Origin of the sequence: Sorangium sp. So ce406 (genome assembly GCF_051474675.1) — a bacterium.
GTDB lineage: Bacteria > Myxococcota_A > Polyangia > Polyangiales > Polyangiaceae > Sorangium > Sorangium cellulosum_G.
The window spans coordinates 931321-952329 of the sequence record NZ_CP150340.1 but is presented as its reverse complement, the minus strand read 5'-3'; the positions used below and the strand labels follow the sequence as shown (position 1 = coordinate 952329).

At 74.1% G+C, this 21009-nt stretch carries 17 protein-coding genes; 8 read left to right on the top strand and 9 right to left on the bottom strand.

Annotation, left to right across the window (positions count from 1 at the left end):
- Positions 1–133: 133 nt before the first annotated feature.
- The 4 genes from WME96_RS03560 to WME96_RS03545 form a co-directional block, all read right to left on the bottom strand.
- Positions 134–2269 (bottom strand): ATP-binding protein, encoded by a 2136-nt coding sequence (locus WME96_RS03560; protein WP_437288773.1) that lies wholly within the window; start codon positions 2267–2269, stop codon positions 134–136.
- Positions 2270–2376: 107 nt separating this feature from the next.
- Entirely contained in the window at positions 2377–3465 is a 1089-nt protein-coding gene (locus tag WME96_RS03555) for a MaoC family dehydratase (RefSeq protein WP_437288772.1), read from the bottom strand.
- An 86-nt stretch (positions 3466–3551) separates the two neighbouring features.
- The gene (locus tag WME96_RS03550) at positions 3552–5321 is read right to left on the bottom strand and encodes an acyl-CoA dehydrogenase family protein (protein WP_437288771.1); all 1770 of its coding nucleotides are present in this window, start codon (positions 5319–5321) and stop codon (positions 3552–3554) included.
- A 261-nt stretch (positions 5322–5582) separates the two neighbouring features.
- Positions 5583–6500, bottom strand: a complete 918-nt coding sequence (locus WME96_RS03545; protein WP_437288770.1) for a polyprenyl synthetase family protein — start codon at positions 6498–6500, stop codon at positions 5583–5585.
- Positions 6501–6599: 99 nt separating this feature from the next.
- On the opposite strand from WME96_RS03545, the gene crtD reads away from it, so the two are divergent.
- The 3 genes from crtD to WME96_RS03530 are packed head-to-tail and all read left to right on the top strand — an operon-like array spanning position 6600 to position 10368.
- Complete coding sequence (gene crtD / locus WME96_RS03540) at positions 6600–8186, top strand: 1-hydroxycarotenoid 3,4-desaturase CrtD (protein WP_437288769.1); 1587 nt, start codon at positions 6600–6602, stop codon at positions 8184–8186.
- Positions 8183–9067: a carotenoid 1,2-hydratase gene (locus WME96_RS03535; RefSeq protein ID WP_437288768.1), complete on the top strand. Its 885-nt coding sequence runs from the start codon at positions 8183–8185 to the stop codon at positions 9065–9067. Before crtD ends, WME96_RS03535 begins: the two co-directional genes overlap by 4 nt.
- The gene (locus WME96_RS03530; RefSeq protein WP_437288767.1) at positions 9064–10368 is read left to right on the top strand and encodes a glycosyltransferase; all 1305 of its coding nucleotides are present in this window, start codon (positions 9064–9066) and stop codon (positions 10366–10368) included. Before WME96_RS03535 ends, WME96_RS03530 begins: the two co-directional genes overlap by 4 nt.
- Here the strand turns inward: WME96_RS03530 and WME96_RS03525 are convergent.
- Positions 10325–11200: a lysophospholipid acyltransferase family protein gene (locus tag WME96_RS03525; protein ID WP_437288766.1), complete on the bottom strand. Its 876-nt coding sequence runs from the start codon at positions 11198–11200 to the stop codon at positions 10325–10327. The genes WME96_RS03530 and WME96_RS03525 overlap by 44 nt on opposite strands.
- A 66-nt stretch (positions 11201–11266) precedes the next feature.
- Here WME96_RS03525 and WME96_RS03520 point away from each other — a divergent pair, with 66 nt between their 5' ends.
- Positions 11267–11803 carry a beta-carotene hydroxylase gene (locus tag WME96_RS03520; protein WP_437288765.1) on the top strand — a complete coding sequence of 179 codons (537 nt, stop codon included), beginning with the start codon at positions 11267–11269 and terminating at the stop codon, positions 11801–11803.
- A gap of 231 nt (positions 11804–12034) precedes the next feature.
- On the opposite strand, the gene WME96_RS03515 is transcribed toward WME96_RS03520, so the two are convergent.
- From WME96_RS03515 to WME96_RS03505, 3 genes are read right to left on the bottom strand one after another with little or no spacing between them, the layout of a single operon-like run.
- Positions 12035–13522: a lycopene cyclase gene (locus tag WME96_RS03515; RefSeq protein WP_437288764.1), complete on the bottom strand. Its 1488-nt coding sequence runs from the start codon at positions 13520–13522 to the stop codon at positions 12035–12037.
- Positions 13519–14454 carry a phytoene/squalene synthase family protein gene (locus tag WME96_RS03510; protein ID WP_437288763.1) on the bottom strand — a complete coding sequence of 312 codons (936 nt, stop codon included), beginning with the start codon at positions 14452–14454 and terminating at the stop codon, positions 13519–13521. The genes WME96_RS03515 and WME96_RS03510 overlap by 4 nt, the downstream gene beginning before the upstream one ends.
- 1 nt (position 14455) lies before the next feature.
- Positions 14456–16054, bottom strand: a complete 1599-nt coding sequence (locus WME96_RS03505) for a phytoene desaturase (RefSeq protein ID WP_437288762.1) — start codon at positions 16052–16054, stop codon at positions 14456–14458.
- A 148-nt stretch (positions 16055–16202) separates the two neighbouring features.
- Here WME96_RS03505 and WME96_RS03500 point away from each other — a divergent pair, with 148 nt between their 5' ends.
- The gene (locus WME96_RS03500; protein WP_437288761.1) at positions 16203–17117 is read left to right on the top strand and encodes a MerR family transcriptional regulator; all 915 of its coding nucleotides are present in this window, start codon (positions 16203–16205) and stop codon (positions 17115–17117) included.
- A gap of 109 nt (positions 17118–17226) precedes the next feature.
- Here WME96_RS03500 and WME96_RS03495 read toward each other — a convergent pair whose 3' ends face one another.
- Complete coding sequence (locus WME96_RS03495; protein WP_437288760.1) at positions 17227–17802, bottom strand: YtfJ family protein; 576 nt, start codon at positions 17800–17802, stop codon at positions 17227–17229.
- A 400-nt stretch (positions 17803–18202) separates the two neighbouring features.
- On the opposite strand from WME96_RS03495, the gene WME96_RS03490 reads away from it, so the two are divergent.
- The 3 genes from WME96_RS03490 (at position 18203) to WME96_RS03480 (ending at position 20989) form a co-directional block, all read left to right on the top strand.
- Positions 18203–18667, top strand: coding sequence for an Hsp20/alpha crystallin family protein (locus tag WME96_RS03490; RefSeq protein ID WP_437288759.1), 465 nt, complete (start codon positions 18203–18205; stop codon positions 18665–18667).
- 92 nt (positions 18668–18759) lie between these two features.
- The gene (locus WME96_RS03485; RefSeq protein WP_437288758.1) at positions 18760–19146 is read left to right on the top strand and encodes an Hsp20/alpha crystallin family protein; all 387 of its coding nucleotides are present in this window, start codon (positions 18760–18762) and stop codon (positions 19144–19146) included.
- A gap of 139 nt (positions 19147–19285) precedes the next feature.
- Entirely contained in the window at positions 19286–20989 is a 1704-nt protein-coding gene (locus WME96_RS03480) for a hypothetical protein (RefSeq protein ID WP_437288757.1), read from the top strand.
- The last annotated feature ends 20 nt before the right edge of the window (positions 20990–21009 follow it).

Sequence of the window (21009 nt, the reverse complement as noted above, 5' to 3'; positions counted from 1 at the left end):
TCCAGGATAGAGGCTCCCCCGCCGCCGGGGCCAGCGTCGAGCGCGGCGGCCGACCGCGGCCGCCGCGCGCGTCGAGCGCTCACCCCGGCGCCGCCGCTGCCACGCGCGCGCCGTCGCCCCCACACGAGCGCGCTCACTGCAGGCGCTCGGCGGCCGCGGCCGGCGGGGGCGCGTCGCCGGAGCCCTGCGCCCGCCGCGCCTGCGTGGACGCGTCGAGCACGGCGCGCACCGCCTGCGCGAGCTGCGTCGGCGTGTACGGCTTCGAGAGGAAGTGCACGGCGCCCTCGACGAGCTCGCCCGGCACGGCGGAGTCCTCGATGTAGCCCGAGGTGTAGAGCACGGGCAGCGCGGCGCGCGCGCGGGCGAGCGCCGCCGCGACCTCGGGGCCGCGCGCGTCCGGGAGCACCATGTCGCTCACGAGCAGGTGGATGGCGCCGGGGTAGGCGGCCGCGAGCGCGACCGCCTCCTTGCCGCTGCGCGCCGCGAGGACCGAGTAGCCGAACGAGCGCAGCGCCGCGACGCAGAGCTCGCGCACCTGCGCCTCGTCCTCCATCACGAGCACCGTCTCCGCGCCGCCGACCACGGCGGAGGTCGCGCGCGCGGGCTGCTCGCACGGCGCGCCGCGCACGCGCGGGAACCAGATCGTGAAGCGCGTCCCCTGGCCGGAGGCGCTGGAGAACCAGATGTGGCCGCCGTGCTGCTTGACGATGCCGTGGCACGTCGCGAGCCCGAGCCCCGACCCCTTGCCGGGCTCCTTCGTCGTGAAGAACGGCTCGAACACGTACTGCTGGATCGCGTCCTCCATGCCCTGCCCGGTGTCGGTGACCGTCAGCGCCACGTAGTCGCCGGGCTCGATCTCGGGCCTCTGCTCCGCGTCGTCCGGGCTGACGTGCGTGTTCGCTGTCTCGATCGTCAGCCGCCCCCCGCCGGGCATCGCGTCGCGCGCGTTCACGGCGAGGTTCATGAGGAGCTGCTCGAACTGCCCCCGATCGATGCGGATGGGCCAGATCTGGCTGCCCGGCAGCACGTCGAGCTCCACGTCCTCGCCGACGAGCGGGCGCAGGAGCGACTCCACCCCGAGGATGAGCGCGTTCGGGTCGACCACGGTCGGCTGGATGATCTGCTTGCGCGCGAAGGCGAGGAGCTGCCGCGTGAGCGCCGCGGCGCGCTCCGCGGCGGTGCCGATCTGCGCGAGGTGCTCGACGACGGGCGACGGCGGCGGCGACTTGCGCGCCGCGAGCTCCTTGTGGCCGAAGATCGCGGTGAGCATGTTGTTGAAGTCGTGCGCGACGCCCCCGGCGAGGCGGCCGATCGCCTCGAGCTTCTGGCTGTGCAGGAGCTGCTCCTCGAGGCGCCGGCGCTCGGTGATGTCGAGGCTCGTGCCGACCAGCCCGGTGATCGCCCCGGACTCGTCGGTGAGGAGCTGCGCCGCCATCTGCACGTGGCGCAGCTCGCCGGTCGACGGGCGCACGACGCGGCACTCGACGGGGCCCGCGATGCCGAGCGGCGACGCGCTCTCCGCGCCGCCGAAGACCCGGTGGCGGTCCTCGGGGTGGATGACGCTCGCGAGGAGCTCGAACGTCGGGCGCGTCGAGGGGGCGACGCCGAGGATCTGGTAGAGCTGCTCGGACCAGCGGACGGCGCGCGACGCGAGGTCGTAGGACCAGCTCCCCACGTGCGCGATGCGCTGCGCCTCGTTCAGCATGCGCTCGCTGCGGCGGAGCTCCTGCTCGGCGCGGCGGCGCTCGGTGAGATCGACGACCACGCCGAAGAAGCGGGACGGCGGGCCCGCTCCGTCGACGATGGGCAGGCTGCTCAGCAGGCACTCCCGCACCGCGCCGTCCCGGCGGAGCACGCGGAACGCCGTCGCGCCCGACCCCTCTCGGGTCTCGATCGCCCGCTGCAGGAGGGTCGTCATCCGCTCCCGGTCGTCGGGGTGGACGGCCGCGAGGAAGATCTCCGTCGACGGCGTGTCCTTCGCGGGATCGAAGCCCAGGATCCGGAAGAGCTGCCGCGACCAGGTGAGGTGGTTCTGGTCGCGGTCCCAGATCCAGTTGCCCATCTGGGCCACCTCCTCGGCCTCGTCGAGCTGCGCCTCCCATCCGGCGGTGCCGGACGTCAGCGCCGGGCCGCCCGGGCCCGACGCCGGCGCGCCCGGGCTCCGCGTGGAGGCGGGCTGCCCCGACGCGCGGACGCGGGCCAGCTCCCGCTCCAGCTCGGCGACGCGCGCGCGCAGGGCGTCCAGCTCACGGCTCGCCGCCGCGCTCATGGCCGTCCTGCTCCTCGACGTCGCGCGGCGGTGCTCATGGGGGCGCATTGTATGCTGCGGCGGCCCCCGCGGGGGCTCCTCTTCTGCGGCGCCGGCCGCGGTCGCGCCTAGCCCCGCCGGCGCACGAGCAGCGTTCGCGTGATCTCCACGACCTTTTCCTTGACCCTGCCGTCGGCCTTGCCGAGCTCCGGGGTGAACAGGTCGGCCCCCTGATCGAGCAGCGCGCGCGGCGGGGTGTTCTTCACGCCGACGACGCGGAAGGTGACGCTCCCCGCGCCCGCGCCTGCCTCCTCGCGGGCGATCACCTTCGACGCCGCGAAGAGCGTGTCGCCCGCGAGCACGCCGCTCGGGTGCGCGCCGTCGTCGAGGCCGAGGTCCCAGACGGCGCACCCGGCCGTGTCCCTGCTCGAGAGCGCGAGCACCCAGGACAGCACGAGCCCCCCGTGGACGACGCGCGTCTTCGCGAAGGAGCTCGACCGGCAGTACTGCTCGTCGAGGTGGAGCGGGTGGGAGTTGCGCAGCAGGGTCGAGAGCTGCATGTGCTCGCTGTTGCCGACGGTCCTGCCGACCTCGTGGGTGATCACGTCGCCCACCTCGAAGTCGTCCCAGAAGCAGGAGAAGCCGCCGTGGCGCGGCGCCGCCGGCAGCGGCCCCTCGAGCTCCTTCGGCAGGCGCGCCGGCGGCGCGGCGGGCTGCACGACCGCGTGCGGCGCGTCCGCGGAGCGCTCCGCGACGCTGCCGCAGGGCACGAGCGCCTTGCGCTCGAACGAGCAGACGAGGAGCCCGTCCTGGTTCACCACCTGCGTCCGGACGTGCACGACGCCCTTGTCGCCCGTGGAGACGGGCTTCTTGCCGATCACCATCGAGCTCGCGCGCAGCGTGTCGCCCGGATAGCACGCGTCCGGGAACCGCACGTCGATGTACGCGAGGTGCGCGATCGCCTGCTCGCTGACGTCGTGGACGCTGAACGAGATCCCGAGGTTGAGGAGCAGCAGCGGGTTCACCGGCCTGTCCTTGAGCCCCGCCGAGCGGGCCGCGACGCGGCTCGCGTACGTCGGGATCGCGTCCTGGAAGGAGGCCGCGAAGAGCGCGAGCATCCCCTCGTCGACGGTGACGTCCCAGGGGTGCGCGTACACCGCGCCGACCGTGAAATCATCGAGCTTGCGGCCGTAGCGAGGGGAGCGGACGCGGACCATCGGTCCGCGCGATCATGTCACAGGCGCGCTCCCCTGACGACAGCGCCCGGCGGCAGCGCCGCCCGCGCTCGCCCGCCCGCGATCGCTCAGGGGAGCGCCCCCTCGAGCAGGGCGCGCGCGACGCCCTGCGCCAGCACCTCGCGCGTGCCCAGGTGGAAGGAGAGGCTGCGGGCGTCGAGCAGGAGCCTCGCCGGGACCGACCCCTCGGCGTAGCCGTTCGCCCCGTGGATCTGCACGCAGGCGTCGGCGGCGTCCCAGGCCGCGCGGCTCGCGAACAGCATCGCCATCGCCGAGGTGACCTCGCACGGCTTGCCGCTGTCGGCCGCCTGCGCGGCGGCGCGCGCGAGCTGGCGCGCGGCCGCGACGCGGGTGATGAGCCCGCCGATCCGGTGCGCCACGCGCGGGAAGGAGAGGAGCTGCGACCCGAACTGCACGCGCGTCTTCGCCCGCTCGAGCGCGAGCTCCAGGGCGGCCTGGGCCACGCCGACGCTGCACGCGGCCGCGTAGATGCGGCCGACCACGAGCGCCCGGTGGATCTGGCTGATCCCCTCGCCCTCGCGCTCGCCGAGGAGCGCCTCGCGGCCGACGTGAAGCCCCTCGATCCGGAGCTCGTAGTGCCCCATGCCCCGCTGTCCGAGCGCCCGCACCTCGGCCCCGGCGATCCCCGCGTCCGGGAAGTCGGCGCCCGGCGCGCCGCGCCGCTTGGCGATCGCGAACAGGCTCGGCCCGAGCGGCTGCTGCCCCTGTCCGCCCGGCGTCGTCGTCCTCGCCAGCGTGAGCACGAGGTCGGCGCGCGACGCGCCGGTGACCCACGCCTTCTTGCCGGTGATGACGTAGCTCCCGTCGGTCTGGCGCTCGGCGCGCGTGGCGATGCGGGCCAGGTCCGAGCCGTAGGCGGGCTCCGAGAGCGCGAGGGCGCAGCGCGCCTCGCCGGCCGCGATGCGCGGCAGCCAGGTCCGTCGCTGCGGCTCGGTGCCGGATCGGGCGAGGAGGTCTGCGGCGATCGAGGCGGTCGTGGTGAGCACGCCGAACCCGAGCGAGCCGCGCGCGAGCTCCTCGATCGCGGCGACCATGGCGGCCACGCCGAGCCCGTCGCCCCCGTTCTCGGGCGCGATGGCCAGCCGGAACACGCCGAACTCGCCCATGCGGCGGATGATCGACTCCGGGATGAGCCCGTTGCGCCGGTGGATCTCGGGGGCGAGCGGCTCGACGAGCCGCTCGACGAAGTCGCGCATGTTGTGCCGTATCCACCCGACGCGCTCGTCCTCTGCGCCCCCGACGCCCTGGATCCCCTGCTCCGCCGCCGCGCGCGCGAGCGACGCGACGGCCGCGCCCGATCCCGCGTCGCGCGCCCACGCCGCCACGGCGGGGTGCCCGATCGCCTTCGCGACCTCGTCCTCGCGGAGCTCGAGCTCCCCGAGCGGCGCGACCTCTCCGCCGCCCAGGTCGACGCCCCCGCGCAGCGCGAGCAGCAGCGCCCCCGTGTGCGCCTCCGCGACGGCCCTCGCCTCTCCGCCGCCCACCTCGCACGCCCACCCGGCGAGCGCGCGGCACGCCTCGATCTCCGCGTAGAGGTGGGCGAGCGCGTGGGCCGCGATCTGGTGTCGATCGAGCAGCATCCGCGACACGTGCAGCGGCACGGCGCTGCTCGCCCGGGCGAGGCTCGCGCTCCTCGGCGCGCTCCGGAGCCCCGTCGTCGCCGGCCCTCCCACGTCCACGACGCGGTCCCGCAGCCGTCCTCGCGCCACCCGCGCGAGCTGCTCGACGGAGCTCAACGCCTCGCGCATCCCCCCCGGGCTATCGGCCTCGAGCTTGCGAGAAACGATGGTGGAGTGCTGCTCCCGTATCGCCCTCATCCCCAGTCCCCCCGATCGGACGAAAAGCCATTCTGGCGGATGCAGGGCATAGCACCTCTGCGCTCCACGGCGTCGCGCCCGCAGGCGCATCAAGCCCCGCCGAGGATGTCACCCTGAAGTGCGTTCGTCGAGCCAGGGCGCAGCCCCGCTGCCCCCGATTGACGCGCTTTTAAGGCCCTTCCCGAATCCCCTTCTCCGTTCCGTCCGACGACACATCAACCAGCGTGTCCCCCCGGGAACCCCCGAGTCTCGGACGGACCATCAACCCGTTCCCAGCAAACTCACCCCCACCCCCGCCCCGCGCCCCCTGCAGACCCGGAGCAGCCGCTCCCCCAGCTCGACGGCCCACGCCCGCACGTCGTCGGCCCGCGGGCATTGCGGCACCGCGTCGATCGCGTCCTGGATGAGCCGCTGCAGCAGCCGGGTCGTCCCCGAGAGCCCGAGCTCCAGCGCCGTGTTGGGCCGCCCGAGCGCCCCGTCGCGTCCCGCCGGCTTGCCCATGTCCTCCGGCTGGCCGATCAGGTCCAGCACGTCGTCCGCCACCTGGTACGCCTCGCCGATGCGCTGCCCGAGGTCGCCCCAGGCGGCCCCGTCCTGCCCCGCCGAGAGCGCGCCGAGCGCCGCCGCCGCCTCGAACAGCGCGCCCGTCTTCGCGCGCCGGTAAGTCGACAGCGGCACCTTCCCTTCCGACTCCCACGCCTGCCCGGCGATGATCCCCTGCGGCATCCCGACGCCGGCCGCGAGCACCTCGAAGAACCGCACCCCCCGCCGGGCGTCGGTCACGCCGCTCGCCACCGCGTGGAAGGCGCCGCGCGCGAGCGCCTCGAACGCGAGCACGATGAGCTGGTCGCCGGTGAGCACCGCGACCGGCTCGCCGAAGGCCCGGTGGACCGACGGCTGGCCGCGCCGGATCGGCGCGTCGTCGAAGCAGGGGAGGTCGTCGTGGACGAGCGAGGCGCAGTGGATGAGCTCCACCGCCGCCGCCGCCGCGTCGGCGACCTCCGGCGCAGGATCGCCGTACGCGGAGGCGACCGCCAGGCAGAGCCGCGGCCTCACGCGGGCGCCCCCGGGGAAGACGGCGTGGTGCGTCGCTGCCAGGAGCCCGGGCGGCGACGCAGAGGAAGAGAGCGACTCGATCGCAACGAGGAGGACCCGCTCGATCCGGCGGTCGAAATCCATGAAGAGCAGTGTTGAGGACGTCCGAGGGATTGTCAATGGTTTGCACAACACTTCAACAAAGCATGGACAAAGCGGGCGCGACGAGTACACTCCGGAGCCATGGCGGACACGAGAGATCGCGTCGTGGTGATCGGCGGGGGCATCGGCGGGCTGACCGCGGCGGCGCTCCTTGCATCGAGCGGGCTCGACGTCGTGTTACTCGAGCGGGCGGCGCGCGTCGGCGGAAAGATGCGCGAGGTGGTCCTCGAGGGCCGCCGCGTCGACGTGGGCCCCACGGTGCTCACGATGCGGTGGGTCTTCGACGAGATCTTCGCGTCGGTCGGGCTCCGCTTCGAGGACCACGTGCGGCTCCGCCCGGCCGAGACGCTCGCGCGCCACGCGTGGCCGGACGGCGCGACGCTCGACCTCTTCGCCGACGTCGAGCGCACCGCCGACGCCATCGGCGCGCTCGCGGGGCCGCGGGAGGCGGACGGCTACCGCCGGTTCTGCCGGTACGCGCGCGAGATCTTCGACGTGGTGGAGGCGCCCTTCCTGCGCGCGGAGCGGCCCACCCTGAGGACGATCCTCAGCACGGCGGGCAGCCTGGGCGTCGGCGGGCTCATGAAGATCGACGGGCACCGCACCCTCTACCGCGCGCTCTCCGACTTCTTCGCGGACGAGCGGCTGCGGCAGCTCTTCGGCCGCTACGCCACCTACTGCGGCTCGTCCCCGTACCAGGCGCCGGCGACGCTGAGCGTGATCGCGCACGTGGAGCGCGAGGGCGTGTGGTTCCCCGAGGGCGGGATGTACCAGGTGGCCGAGGCGCTCGCCGCGGCCGCGACCCGCGCCGGCGCCACCCTGCGCTGCGGCGCGCACGTCGCCGCCATCGAGGACGGCCGCGGCCGCGCCCGGGGGGTGGTGCTCGAGGGGGGCGAGCGCATCGAGGCCGACGCGGTCGTGATGAACGCCGACCCGGCGGCGCTGCGGAGCGGCCTCTTCGGCCAGCGCGCCGCCCGCAAGGCGCCCGCGAGCGCGCCGCGGTCGCTCTCGGCCGTCACCTGGGCGCTCGTGGCCGAGGCGAGCGGCTTCCCGCTCCTCCGGCACAACGTCTTCTTCTCCGGCGACTACGAGGCCGAGTTCCGCGACCTCTTCGAGCGCGGCGCCCTCCCGCGCGACGCCACCGTCTATGTCTGCGCCGAGGACCGCTGGAACGCGCCCTCGCCCGAGCTCGGCGGCGCCGGGCCCGGCGCGCCCCCGGAGGCGCCCGCGCCCGCGCCCGTCGGAGAGCGCCTGTTCTTCATCGTCAACGCCCCTGCCACCGGTGATACCCACCCCCCCTCATCCTCGGAGATCCATGCATGCGAGCAGCGCGTCTTCCATCAACTGCAGCGGTTCGGGCTCTCGCTGAAGAGCCTCGGCCCCTCTCCGGTGGTGACCACGCCGGCGGACTTCGAGCGCCTGTTCCCGGCGACCGGGGGGGCGCTCTACGGGCCGGCGTCTCACGGATGGAACTCCCCCTTCGCGCGGGCGGCCTCGCGCTCGAAGCTCCGGGGCCTGTACTTCGCGGGCGGGAGCGTGCACCCGGGGGCGGGCGTGCCGATGGCGGCGCTGAGCGGCCGGCTCGCGGCGCAGAGCGTGATGGAGGACCTCGCTTCGACCTCGAGATCCCGCACGGCGGCTATGCCTGGTGGTACCTGGATGCGGTGAGCGACGATCGCCGGTGCGCGATCACGATCATCGCGCTGCTCGGCAGCGTCTTCTCGCCGTACTACGCCCGCGCGCGCGCGCGCGGCGCCGCGGACCCGCTCATGCACTGCTCGATGAACGTCGCGCTGTACGGGCCGCGCGCCGATCGGTGGGCCCTGACCGAGCGGCCGCGGGACGCCGTCTTCCGGTCGCCGCGCTCGCTCGCCATCGGCCCGAGCCTGATGGAGTGGTCCGGGGGCGAGCTCCGCGTCGCGTTCGACGAGATCACCGCGCCGATCCCCTCGCGGCTCTCCGGGACGGTGCGCCTCCGCCCGGCCGCGCCGGCGCCGTGCGCGCGCGGCGCGCGGGCCGGGGTCGCGCTCGATCGGTCGGGGCGGCACCGGTGGGCGCCGATCGCGCCGATCGCGCGCGCCGAGGTCGAGCTCGAGCACCCGTCGCTGCGCTTCACCGGCAGCGCTTACCTCGACACGAACTCCGGCGACGAGCCGCTCGACCGCGCCTTCGAGCGCTGGACCTGGTCGCGCGCGCTCGGGGCGGACGGGGTCGCCCTCACCTACGACGTCCAGCGCCGCGACGGCACGCGGCTGCTCGTCGGGCGGGCGTTCGACGCGGCCGGCGGCGCGCGCGAGCTCCCGGCGCTCTTCCCGCGGCCGCTCGGCGGGACGCGCTGGGGCATGGAGCGGAGCATCGCGGCCGACCTGGGCTCGTCGCCGCGGGTCCTGCGCACCTACGAGGACACGCCGTTCTACGCGCGCTCGCTCGCGGCGGCGACGTTCGCCGGCAAGCCGGCGACCGTCGTCCACGAGGCGCTCTCGCTCGACCGGTTCGTCAGCCCCTGGGTGCAGTTCCTCCTGCCCTTCCGCATGCGGAGGGAGGCGTGAGCGCGCTGCTCCACGCGGCCGCCTGCCTGCCCCTCGCCTGGGCGTTCGCGGTCGCGAGCGTCTCCGCCGAGGCGATCCGGCGCGCGGCGCGGCGGCGCGCGCCGGCCGCGTCGCCCTCCGGCGAGGCGCCCGCGGCCGCGTCGCCCTCCGGCGAGGCGCCCGCGGCCGCGTCGCCCTCCGGCGAGGCGCCCGTGGCCGCGTCGCCCTCCGGCGAAACGCCCGCGGCCGCGCCGGGCGCGCCGCGCGTCCTCGTCGTCCGCCCCTGCGCCGGCCCGGAGCCGCACCTTGAACGAACCCTCGGCTCGCTCGCCGGCGCGCGCCTGTCCGCGGCGGCGCGCTGCGTCTTCGCGGTGGCGGACGCGGGCGACGGCGCGTTCCCCGTGGCGTCGGCCGCGGCCGCGGCGCTCCGCGCGGCCGGGATCCCCGCCGAGGTCGCGCTCACCGCGGCCGCCGGACCGAACCGGAAGGCGGCCCAGCTCGCCGCGGTCGTCGCCCGGGAGACCGCCCCGTTCGATGTCGTCCTCGTCGCGGACAGCGACGTCGACCTCGCCGGCGTCGACCTCGACGCCCTCGTTCATCCCCTCTGCGACGGCGCGCGCCCCGCGCCGCTCGACGCGGTGTGGGCGCCCCCCGTCGAGGTCGCGCCGGCGGCCTCGCTCGGCGACCGCGCCTCGGCCGCGGTCCTCGGCGGGTCGCTCCACGCCTTCCCGCTGCTCGCGGGGCTCGATCCGCGCGGGCTCGTCGGCAAGCTCTTCGCCGTCCGCGCCCCCTCGCTCGCCGCCGCGGGCGGGTTCGCGGCGCTCACCGCGCACCTCGGCGAGGACATGGAGCTCTCGCGCCGCCTCCTCGCGCGGCGCGGCGCGCGCGGGTCGATCGCCGCGGCGCCGTTCGTCGCCCCCTCGCTCGCCGCGGGCCGGGCGCTCCGCGACGTCATCGCCCGCTACGCGCGCTGGATCACCGTCATCCGCGCGCAGCGCCCCGCGCTCCTCGCGAGCTACCCGGCGCTCTTCTTCGCGACGCCGCTCATCGCCGCGCTCGCCCTGCTCGCCGCCCCGATCGCGCCGGCGCCGGCGGCGGCCGCGATCGCGATCGCCGTCGCGAGCCGCGTCGCGGTCGCCGCGTTCGCCGCGCGGATGGCCGGCCGGCGCGCGTCGCTCCTCGCCGCGGCCGTCGACGCGTGCCTCGCCGATCTCGTCCTCGGCGCCGCGTTCCTCCGGGCGCTGTCGACCCGCACCGTCGTCTGGCGGAGCGGCCGGTTCACGATCGATCGCCGCGGCCTCCTCCGGGAAGCCGAGGCGTGAGCGGTTCGCGGGGGCGCGTCCAGTGAGCGAGCAGCCGCTCCGCCGCCTGCCCGACGACCGAGGGCTTCGCCCGGTGGATGTACTGGAAGCCGTCGACGTCGAGGGGCAGGTCCTTCGCCCCGGCCACCTTGCGGATCGCCCGGTGGATGCGGTCGAGCTCCGCGGTGACGGCGACCTCCTGGGCCGCGCACGCCGCCTCGGTGTCGCGCGCCCCGCGCCCCGCCTCGCCCGGCCCGCGCTCCGCCTCGCCCGGCCCGCGCTCCGCCTCGCCCGGCCCGAGCGGCGCGGCCACGGGCTCGCCGATCGCCAGGTAGAGCCGCGGCCGCTCCTCGCCGGCGAACTCGTACCGCAGCGCCACGGGCAGCACCCTGGCCCGCCGCGCGACGCGCGCGATCTGGGCCGCGCCGGCGCGGAACCCGAGCGGCCGCTCGTCCGAGGGCCGCTCCCGCCCCTGGGCGAAGATCCACACGGCGCGGCCGGGGCGATCGAGCAGCCGCGCCGCGTACCGGATCGCGGCCGTGCCGTCCGAGGGCAGGTCGAGGTCGACCCCGAACGCCCCGACCAGCGCGAAGAACGGCAGCCGGCGGAGGTTGTCCGCGTCCATCATCGCGTGGCCGTCGACGCCGAGCAGGTGCTGCGACGCGTGCAGGACGACCAGCGGATCCCACCACGAGCAGTGGTTCACGACGAGCAGGAGCGGCGCCTCGGCCGCGAGGGCGCTCGCCGCGTCGACCCCCCGCGCGAGGACCGCGCCGAACGTGCCGTGGATCCGCGCGCGCGCGTGCGCCGCGAACCAGGCGTTGAACCACCGATGTTTGCGCGCTGGAATCATCCGGGCTCCCGGCGCGGAGCCTACACCGCCCCTGCCCGCGTTTTCGCTTCTTGAGGAGACCGCGCGATGACGCTTTCGCTCGCCATCTGGATCGTCACGGCCCTCGCCGCCTTCGCTGCCATGGAGGGGTGGGCCGCTTTCCTCCACGGCAAGGTCTGGCACCACGCCCTCTGGAGCGTCCACCGCTCCCACCACGCGAAGCGGCGCGGGCTGTTCGAGCGGAACGACGCGCTCTCGTTCCTCCACGCCCCGGTCGCCACCGGGCTCATCCTGTACGGCTGCATGGGCGCGCCGGGCCCGCTGCGCGAGGCCGCCTTCGGCTTCGGCCTCGGCATGACCGCCTTCGGCGTCGCCTACGTCCTCGTCCACGACGGGCTCGTCCACCGGCGGCTCCCGGTCTCGGGCCTCGCGCGCATCCCCTACCTCGCGCGCGTCCGCGACACGCACCGCGTCCACCACAGCACCGGCGGCCCGCCGTACGGCCTGTTCCTCGGCCCCCTCGTCCTCGCGCGCCGGGCAGCGGCGGGCGGGCACGCCACGCGCACTGCGAACGCTGTGGACACCACGGGCGCCAAGAGCGACATCCGGATTGGCAACGCCTGAGAAGAAGAATTCAACGCAAAGGCGCAAAGGCGCAAAGGCGCAAAGGCGCAAAGGCGCAAGGAAGAAAAGGGGAAACCTCATCCCTTTCTCTTCACGAGAAGAAAAGGAAAACCTATTTCCTTTCTCTTCTTTTTTGCGTCTTTGCGCCTTTGCACCTTTGCGTTGAGTTCCCCCTTGAACCACCTATTCGTCGCTCGAGACCGTCGCGGCCACCCCCACCTGTCACCCGGGTCAGCGGGCCCGGTAGAGCTCCCGCGCGAGCCCCGCTCCCCAGCGGCCGATGGCCCGGAGCGGCAGCGCGCTCACGACCTCGCGGTACACCTCGGGCCGCCGCGCCGCCGTCTCCCTCAGGAACCTCACGAAATCGGCCGGCTGCATCTCGTCGCGCAGCAGCGCCGCGTAGGCGTCGTTGCCCATCGCGTGGAGCACGGCGAACGCCGTGTTGAGCAGCGCGTTCATCTCCCCTGCCCTCGCCCCGCCCGCGGGCCTCGCCATGAGCGCCGCGAGCGCGCCCGTACCCGAGTGCACCGGCGCGTCGTGCGCCGCGCTCGGCGCGCCCGGGTCCTCCACCGCCCGCGCCAGGTCCGCGGCCGTCGCCGCGAGCTCGCGCACGCTCGCGCCGAAGCCGCAGAACGTCAGCGGCGAGTGCCGCGCCGCCGCGTCCCCCACGAGCCGCACCCGCCGCCCCGGCGCGCGCGGCGCCGCCGACAGCCGCGACCAGCCCGGGATGAACCCGAACGTCGGCCGGACGAGCCGCGCGTCCCCCTCCTTGTACCGCGAGAGCAGCCGGAAGAACCGCGCGTAGAGCGACAGGAGCGCGCCCGGCCCGACGTCCCCGGAGCGCGCGTAATAGAAGAGGTAGACCGTCGTCTCGCCCCGCCGCCCCGGGAACGCCTCCCAGAGGTGCTGCCTGCCCTCCTCGACGTCCTCCGTGGTCGCGAGGATCTCGCCCACGTCCGGCCGGATCTGCCGCTCGCCGTCGCCCTCCTCGAGCCCCGTGAGCACGCCGCCGACCGTGGGGCAGACGAGGTCCGCTGTCGCGTACGGGCTCGCCGCGCCCCGCGCGTCGACGAGGATCCGCGCGGACAGCGCGCGCGGCGCGGCGCCCGGCCGCGCCTCGGCCACGGCGAGCCCGACCGCGTCCGGCCCCTCCGCGTGCCCGACGAGCGCGTGCCCGTCGAGCAGCGCGACCCCGAGCGCCTCGGCCCGGGCCCGCGCCGCCGCGAGCAGCGCGCCCGCGTCGAGCGCGTGATCGAGCACGCCGCGCACCGGGTACGTCCCGCCGCCGTGCCAGCGGCACAGCCCCTCGGTATAGCGGGCGACGACGAGCCGCTCGACCTCGTCCCGCGCGAAGAGCCCCGACGCCGACAGCGCGTCCACCTCGGCCGTCCCGGCGTTCCACTCGCGGTGCGCCGCGCCGATCCGCGCCCTGTCGAGCACAGCGACCCGCAGCCCCGCCGACGCGAGCAGCGGCGCGAGCAGCAGCGACAGCCCGCCGCCCGCGATCACCACGTCGTGGTCGACGGCCGCGCCGCGATCGGGCGCCCGCGCCGCCGCGCCCTGCGGCGGCGCGCTCGGCCCGGGCGGCGCGGCCCGCGCCGCGTCGAGGTGCTCCAGCCGCGCGAGCAGCGCCTCGCCGCCCGCCTCGCGCACGCGCGCCCGCGCCGCGTCGAGCTCCCGCGCCGAGGCGGCCTGCGGGCTGACGGCCCCGGCCCTCATCGCGCCGCCTCCAGGAGGAAGCGGACCTCGTCGAGCGGCGGCGCCGCGCCGTGCTCGCGCTCCTCCGCCGGCGCCGCGGGCCTGCCGACGAGCGCTCGCAGCACGAGCCACGCCTTGCGGCCGGGCGACACCACCGCGCGCGTCGACACGGAGTCGAAGCCGCGGCGCGCGATCATGCGCCCGATGTCCGCATAGATGAGCCGCGCCGCCTGGATCGCGGCGCGGCAGTCGCGCGGCAGCATCGGGATGCCGGCGCCCGCGCGGCGGTAGAGCACCTCCGCCTCGGCGAGTAGCCGCGCCACGATCCGCCCCAGCCGGTCGTCGAACACCGGCCGCTCGAGCCAGCGGTCCGGATCGATCCCCGCCTCGCGCATCCACGCGAGCGGCAGGTAGACCCGCCCGCGCCGCGCGTCCTCCCCGATGTCGCGCGCGATGTTCGTGAGCTGCATGGCGACGCCCAGGTCGCACGCCCGCGCGAGCGCCTCGGGCCCTCGCGCGCCCATGAGCGCCGACATCGTCGCGCCCACCGCGCCCGCGACGCGCGCCGCGTAGGCGTTCAGCTCCGCGAGCGTCTCGTAGCGGCGCCCCTCTGCGTCCCACGCGAACCCCTCGAGCAGCGCCTCGATGAACGCGCGCGGCAGCGCGTGCTCCGCCATGACGTGCGCGAGCGCGCGGTCGACGGGGCTGTCGTCCGGGGTGCCCGCCGCCGCGCGCGCGAGCCGCTCGCGCAGCGCCGCGACCGCCGCCGCGGCCGCGGCCGGCGGGGCGTGCTCGCCGAGCTCGTCGACCGCGTCGTCGGCGACCCGGCAGAACGCGTAGAACGCCGACGCCGGCTCCCGCACGCGCGCCGGCAGGAGGAGCGCCGCGGCGGCGAAGCTCTTCGACCCCTTGCGCAGCAGCGCCTTGCACGCGGCGATGTCCGCCGCCGACACCTCAGAGGAACTTCGATGCATCCGGGACCACCTGATCCAGCACGCGGGCCGACGAGAGCACGCCGGGCAGACCGGCCCCCGGGTGCGTCCCGGCCCCCACGAGGTAGAGGTGCTCGACGTCCTCGCTCGCGTTGTGCGGCCGGAAGAAGGCGCTCTGCGTGAGCACCGGCTCCGGCCCGAACGCCGCGCCGCGGAACGACAGCAGCCGGTCCTGGAAGTCCTGCGGCGTGAGCAGCCGCGAGCTCGCCAGCGCGCCCTCGAGCCCCGGCAGGAGCGTCGCCTCGAGCAGCGCCGAGATCGAGCGCCGGTAGCGCTCCTGGGTCGCGGGCCAGTCCGTGCCGCTGAGCAGGTTCGGCACCGGCGACAGCACGTAGAACGCGTCGCAGCCGGGCGGCGCGAGGGCCGGATCGGTCGCGGTCGGGCGGTGCAGGTACAGGCTGAAGTCGTCCGCGAGCACGTGCCTCTGGAAGATGTCCTCGAGCAGCGCCTTGTACCGCGGGCCGAGGAGGATCGTGTGGTGCGCGACGTCCGGGTACTGACGGCGCGTCCCGAAGTACCACACGAAGAGGCTCATCGAGTAGCGCTGCCGCTCGATGCGCCTGTCGGTCCAGCGCTTGCGCGCCTCCGGCGGCACGAGGTGCCGGTACGTCCACGCCGAGTCCGCGTTCGACACGACGACGTCCGCCGCGAGCCGCTCCCCCGACGCGAGCTCCACGCCGCGGGCGCGGCCGCCCTCGACGGCGATGCGCCGCACCTCGGCGCCGCACCGGACCGATCCCCCGAGCCCCTCGATGAGCGACACGAGCCCGCGCACCAGGGCGCCCGTGCCGCCGATCGGGAAGTGCACGCCCCAGTTGCGCTCGAGGAACGCGATCAGGCTGTAGATCGAGGTGGTCGAGAACGGGTTCCCGCCCACGAGCAGCGGGTGGAAGCTCAGCACCTGGCGCAGGCGGTCGTCCTTCACGTGCTTCGCGACGAGCCCGTACACGGTCCGGTAGCTCTCGAGCCGCACCATGTCCGGCACGATGCGCGCCATGTCCGTCCACGACCCGAACGGCACGTGCGCGAGCTCCTCGAACCCCACGCGGAAGATCGCCTCGCTCGTCTTGACGAAGCGCTCGTAGCCCTCGACGTCGCCGGGTGACAGGCGCGCGACCTCGGCGCGCATCGCGGCGGCGTCCCCCGTGTAGTCGAAGGTCGCGCCGTCGTGGAAGCGGATCCGGTAGAACGGCGTCACCGGCCGCAGGTCGATGTCGTCGGCCAGGCTGCGCCCGCAGAGCTGCCAGAGCTCCTCGAAGAGGAACGGCGCCGTGATCACGGTCGGCCCCGCGTCGAAGGTGAAGCCGTCCTGGCGGTGCACGTACGCGCGCCCGCCCGGCTCATCGAGCTTCTCGACGACGGTGACCTCGTAGCCCCGCACCCCGAGCCGCACGGCCGCCGCGAGCCCCCCGAAGCCGCTGCCGATCACGACGGCGCGCGGCCTCCCCTGGCGACCGCCCGCCGCCCGCCGCGCGGGCGCGGGCAGGGAACCGGCCCCGTCGCCTCCCGCCGGAGATCCGGGCCGCTCTGGATGCGCCGAAGAAGCGCTGGTGTTCTGCATGGCGCCGAGTATAATGTTTGTCCCAGCCTTTGACAAAGGCGAAAATGTCATCCCAAGCTGGTCTACCTGGGCCTCGCTGCCCGTCGGTTCGGCGCTTCGAGCCGGCGGGGTCGGTTGGGGTTCGGCGACCTCTACCAAGGTTGTCCAGTTGAGCCGCTACAGAATCCATGCCGTCTCGAAGATGTGTGGCGTGTCGTCGGCGACGCTGCGCGCGTGGGAGCGCCGTTACGGCGTGCCGTCCCCGGCGCGCACGGCGTCGGCGTACCGCCTCTACAGCGAGGAGGACGTCGCGCTGATCAAGAAGATGCGCGACTACGTGAACGGCGGCATGGCGGCCGCCGAGGCGGCGCGCATGGTGATCGAGACGGCGGCGCCTCAGCCGCCGGTGTACACGAACGGGGGCGACGCCTTCGCGGGCGCGAGCGAGCGCATCGTCGACGCCGCGCTCCGGTTCGATCCGGACGGCCTCGAGGCCGAGGTGAACCGCGCGCTCTCGCTGGGCCCTGCGGTGACGATCTTCGAGCGCACGCTCGGCCCGGCGCTCGAGCGCATCGGCGATCTCTGGCACGAGGGGAAGATCACGGTCGCGCAGGAGCACCTCGCGTCGCAGGTGCTCGGCGCCACGCTGCTGCACCTGCTGCGGCTGGCGCAGCCGGGCGAGAGCGGGCGGCGGGTCCTGCTCGCCGCCTTCGCCGACGAGGATCACGTGCTCGGGCTGTTCGGCATCGGCCTGCGCTTCTGCGCGTGGGGTTTCCGCTCGGTCGTGCTCGGCCCGCGGACCCCGCCCGCCGCGATCGCGCGCGCGGTCGAGTCGCTCTCGCCGGACATCGTCGCGCTGACGGTGGCGATCCCGCCGTCGCCGCCGACCGCGCGCGAGCTGGTCGACGCGTACGCGGACGCGTGCCGGGACGCCGCGTGGATCGTGGGCGGCGCGGGCGCGGAGGCGCTCCGGCCGTTCATCGAGGCGCGCGGCGGCCTGGTGGCGTCCACCGACGTCTCCGAGGTGCGCGCGCAGGTCGAGTCCGCGCTGCTCTCGCGCCGGCGCCGCAAGGACGCGAGCTGAGCGAGGGCGCGCGTGGCCGCGGGCGCGCGTGGCCGCGGGCGCGTGTGGCGTCGACCGCGCGCGCCCGCGGTCACCCGCGCCCGGCGCCGTCAGGCCGCGCGCGTCGCGGTCAGCCCTCGACTTCCTTGCGGAGCAGCTCGAGCACCCGGCTCTGCGCCTCGGGCTTGAGCTTGCCCTCGGCCGCGAAGAGCACCTGGCCGTTCTTGCCGACGAGGATGACGTTGCTGATGCCGCGGCGGAGCCGGTAGGCCTGGCGGAAGGCGCCGTCCCAGTCGCAGTAGATGGTCGCGCCGACCTTCCTCGACTCCTCGCGGATGGCGTCCTTCACGAACCCCTTCACCGGCCAGAAGTCGTACGAGCTCACGTCGGCGACCGCCGCGAGGGCGATGGTCTTGCGGTAGCGGTCGCCCTTCGCGAGCTTGGCGAGCGCGTCCTTGAACGCCTGGTTCTGCGTCGCCGAGTCCTTGTCCTCGTACACGATGAGGATCGGCTTGCCCCGCAGCGTCTTGAGCTGGAGCTCGCGGCCGTCGGCGTCCTCGAGGCGCGCGTTCGGCGCCCGGTCGCCCTCGGACGGCAGCGCCAGCGCGGCCCCCGAGATCAGCGCCAGGGACAGCGCTGCGGCGGAGGCGGCCGAGAGGAGGCGGGCGGGCCACGAGCGGCCGGAGAAGGACGGACGGTTCTTCATGTCCATGGTTTGTACCATTTTTCAGAAAATCATCCCAGGGTTGTTCAATGTGGATCGTACCATCCGGCGGGCGCGGCTGTAGAGCTCGTTGGGCGCTCTCGTCGCCGGGGGTGTCGCTGGAGCTCTCGAGGTGTCCTCGGGGGTCGTCCGGATGAGGTCGTCGGGGCTTCCTTGGCGGCGTTCCGGGGGCTGTTTCCGGCCGGTCTGCCACGGGGGGGAGAGCGGCTGGCCCGGCTCTTGACACCCCGGGCGCCGTGCAAAGATTGGGCGGTGCGAAGAGACCGGCTCTCGGAGCCAAGGTCCCGTAACGCTACAACAAATCGGCCGTCGCGAGCAGGGTGACGGCGCCGTGGGCGAGGCCCCGGCGCGCGCCGCGCGCGGGGGTCACGGAGGAGTCGCCATGCTGAACCGTTACACGGATTTCGATCGCACGTTCGCCATGATGGATGAGCTTCGCCGGCGCATGGACCGGGTGTTCGAGGACTACGACGCCCCGCGCGCGTCGCTCCGCGGCGAGTTCGACCAGTCGCCCCGGTACACGCCTGGCCCGCGGATTCACCTGTACGACACGGGCAGCGCCCTTGTCGTCAAGGCCGATCTCCCTGGCCTGACGGAGAAGGATGTCCAGATCTCGCTCAACCAGGACGTCCTGACCGTGAGCGGCGAGCGCAGGTCGGACGCGCCGGAGGGTTACCTCGTTCACCGCAAGGAGCGGGGCGCGGTGCGCTTCAGCCGGAGCTTCACGTTGCCGAGCAAGGTCGACCCCGAGAAGACCTCTGCGGTCCTCAAGAATGGCGTGCTGACGCTCACGCTGAGCAAGGCCGCCGAGGCGCAGCCGCGGCAGATCACGGTGACCGCTCGCTGAGGGGTCGAGGGTTCGACGGAGTCGAAGGAGAGAAGAAGAGAAGCAGAGCGATACCGCGAGAAGCGGATCTGGAGTGTACCGAGGAAGGAGCGATGAAGATGAGCACCGATCGCAACTTGACCAACCGTGCAGAGAGCAACCCTGAGAAGATCCAGCAGCGCCCTGCGGTGCCCCCGGCGGTCGACATTTACGAGAACGCCGAGGAGCTCCTGGTCGTGGCGGATCTCCCGGGTGTGACGCAGGATCGCCTGGCGATCCGGCTGGAGAAGGGTGAGCTGAGCTTCGAGGGCCGGCGCGCCGATGCGGCCGAGCGCGAGCAGAGCGCGGACAACCTGCCTGACTTTCGTCGGAGCTTCGTTGTCCCGCAGGGCATCGACTCGGACAAGATCTCCGCGGAGCTCCAGGCCGGCGTCCTGCGGATCCACCTGCCGAAGAGCGCCTCGCTCAAGCCCCGTCAGATCCCGATCAGCGCGGGCTGATGTGGCGGGCCAAACACCGAGGCACCGCGTCGCGGGCGACCGACGGCCCTCCGGAGGGGCCCGGCGCAGCGCGCGGTGCCTGACGCGCGATCGACGAGCCCTCTGGGCTGGAGGGGGCGGCATCGGCTACCGTTGCCGCGTGCCTCTCCTGCGTCACCCACTCCGATCCATCCCATCCATCGCCATCCCTGCGCTGCTCGTCTCCGGCTGCGGCACGCTGCTCGGCCTCGACGAGTTCACCGACGCCCGGCCCACAGGCTCCGGGGGGACCGGAGGCGGCGACGCGGCCCCTTGCGAGCGGGGGGACACGCGGCCGTGTTACGAGGGCGAGAGCGAGACCGAAGGCGTCGGCCTCTGCGCGCCCGGCACGCAGACCTGCGGCGGAGACGGGACGTGGGGGGCCTGCGAGGAGCAGGTGCTCCCGGGGGAGGAGGACTGCAACGAGAGGGGCGACGAGGACTGCGACGGCGTGGGCTGCAGCGACGTTCTGTGGGCGAGGATGTCCAGCGCGGGGCCCTTCCGATTGGCGACATCGGTGGCGATCAGCCCAAGGGGCGATCGCATCGCGGTGGCAGGTCTCTACAGGGGCACGCTCAACTTCGGGCCGGACGCCACCACCGCCCTGCCGGAGCATCCTCGTGGTGGCGCGTTCCTCGCCGTGTTCGACGGCGAGGGGAACTATGTGTACAGCATCGCGCTGCCGCTCAGCGGGGACAGCGCTGCTGCCGTGGCGCTGGATGCCGAGAGCAACGTGCTATTCGCGACCAAATACACGGGAACCGTGAACCTCGGCGGCGACGATCTCCCGGCCAGCGGGACCACCGACATGCTGGTCGCCAAGCTCGACGCGAAGGGAGGACACGTGTGGAGCAGGCAGTTCGGCGATCCGGAAGGCCAGCTCACGCCGATCGACATCGCCGTGACGTCGGACGGCGACGCCGTGATTACCGGGATGTTCAGCAGGACCGTGAACTTCGGGGGCTCGACGCTCGAGAACGCGGAGGGCTCGTCCGGAGACGCCTTCCTGGTGCGATTGAGCGGTGAGGACGGCGGCCATGTCTATAGCGTCCGGATCGGGGACCGCACGGGCGACCCCGCGGGCTACCAAGGCGCGAAAGGCGTCGGGGTCGATGCGATGGGCCGTGCTGTGGTCGCCGGCACGTTCGAGAACTCGGTCGACTTCGGTACTGGTCACACCCAAGGGTCCGCCTGGATGGGACAATCCGGTTGGGTGGCCATGTTCGACGCAGAGGGGATGCTGCTATGGAATACGGTTTTCCGCCACGGCGACGGCAGCACGGTCGATATCGCCGGCGTCGACGTTGACGCTGAGGGGAACTCCGGCATTGCCGGGAGCTTCTCCGGTGCGGTCACCTTCCAGGGCACGAACGATTCGGTGCACGTGACACGCAGGACAACCGGGGCAGACGACAACGATCTGTTCGTCGTGCGCCTGTCGTCGACCGGCACCCACTCGTGGTCGAAGCAGCTCGGAGATGCGAGCTCGCAAGTAGGCGGCGAACCAATTTGGGGCGTCGCGCTCGACAGCGAGAGCGCGCTCGTCTTCGCGGGGGGGTTCCGTGGAAAGGTGGATTTCGGCGGCGGGGAGCTCACGTCCAGCGACTACGACTGGTTCGTCGCGAAGTTCGACGCTTCGGGAGCTCACCGGTGGAGTCATCGCTATGGCAGCGCCGCGGCGACCCAGACAGCGACCGCCGCAGCCGTCCATGAGCAGACGCGCGAGATCGTCGTAACGGGCATAAGCGACGGCGCGATCGACCTGGCGGATCCACCGCTGATGATGGACAATCTCAGCGTGGTGTTGGCACGGATATCACCCTGAGCACGTCGCTCAAGGCCATC

Bases quoted from the DNA above. Each gene is read 5' to 3' on its own strand.
- WME96_RS03545 (WP_437288770.1), bottom strand. From the start codon at position 6,500: ATGGATTTCGACCGCCGGATCGAGCGGGTCCTCCTCGTTGCGATCGAG.
- WME96_RS03505 (WP_437288762.1), bottom strand. From the start codon at position 16,054: ATGCAGAACACCAGCGCTTCTTCGGCGCATCCAGAGCGGCCCGGATCT.
- WME96_RS03515 (WP_437288764.1), bottom strand. From the start codon at position 13,522: ATGAGGGCCGGGGCCGTCAGCCCGCAGGCCGCCTCGGCGCGGGAGCTC.
- WME96_RS03525 (WP_437288766.1), bottom strand. From the start codon at position 11,200: ATGATTCCAGCGCGCAAACATCGGTGGTTCAACGCCTGGTTCGCGGCG.
- WME96_RS03485 (WP_437288758.1), top strand. From the start codon at position 18,760: ATGAAGATGAGCACCGATCGCAACTTGACCAACCGTGCAGAGAGCAAC.
- crtD (WP_437288769.1), top strand. From the start codon at position 6,600: ATGGCGGACACGAGAGATCGCGTCGTGGTGATCGGCGGGGGCATCGGC.
- WME96_RS03495 (WP_437288760.1), bottom strand. From the start codon at position 17,802: ATGAAGAACCGTCCGTCCTTCTCCGGCCGCTCGTGGCCCGCCCGCCTC.
- WME96_RS03555 (WP_437288772.1), bottom strand. From the start codon at position 3,465: ATGGTCCGCGTCCGCTCCCCTCGCTACGGCCGCAAGCTCGATGATTTC.
- WME96_RS03490 (WP_437288759.1), top strand. From the start codon at position 18,203: ATGCTGAACCGTTACACGGATTTCGATCGCACGTTCGCCATGATGGAT.
- WME96_RS03520 (WP_437288765.1), top strand. From the start codon at position 11,267: ATGACGCTTTCGCTCGCCATCTGGATCGTCACGGCCCTCGCCGCCTTC.
- WME96_RS03550 (WP_437288771.1), bottom strand. From the start codon at position 5,321: ATGAGGGCGATACGGGAGCAGCACTCCACCATCGTTTCTCGCAAGCTC.
- WME96_RS03560 (WP_437288773.1), bottom strand. From the start codon at position 2,269: ATGAGCGCGGCGGCGAGCCGTGAGCTGGACGCCCTGCGCGCGCGCGTC.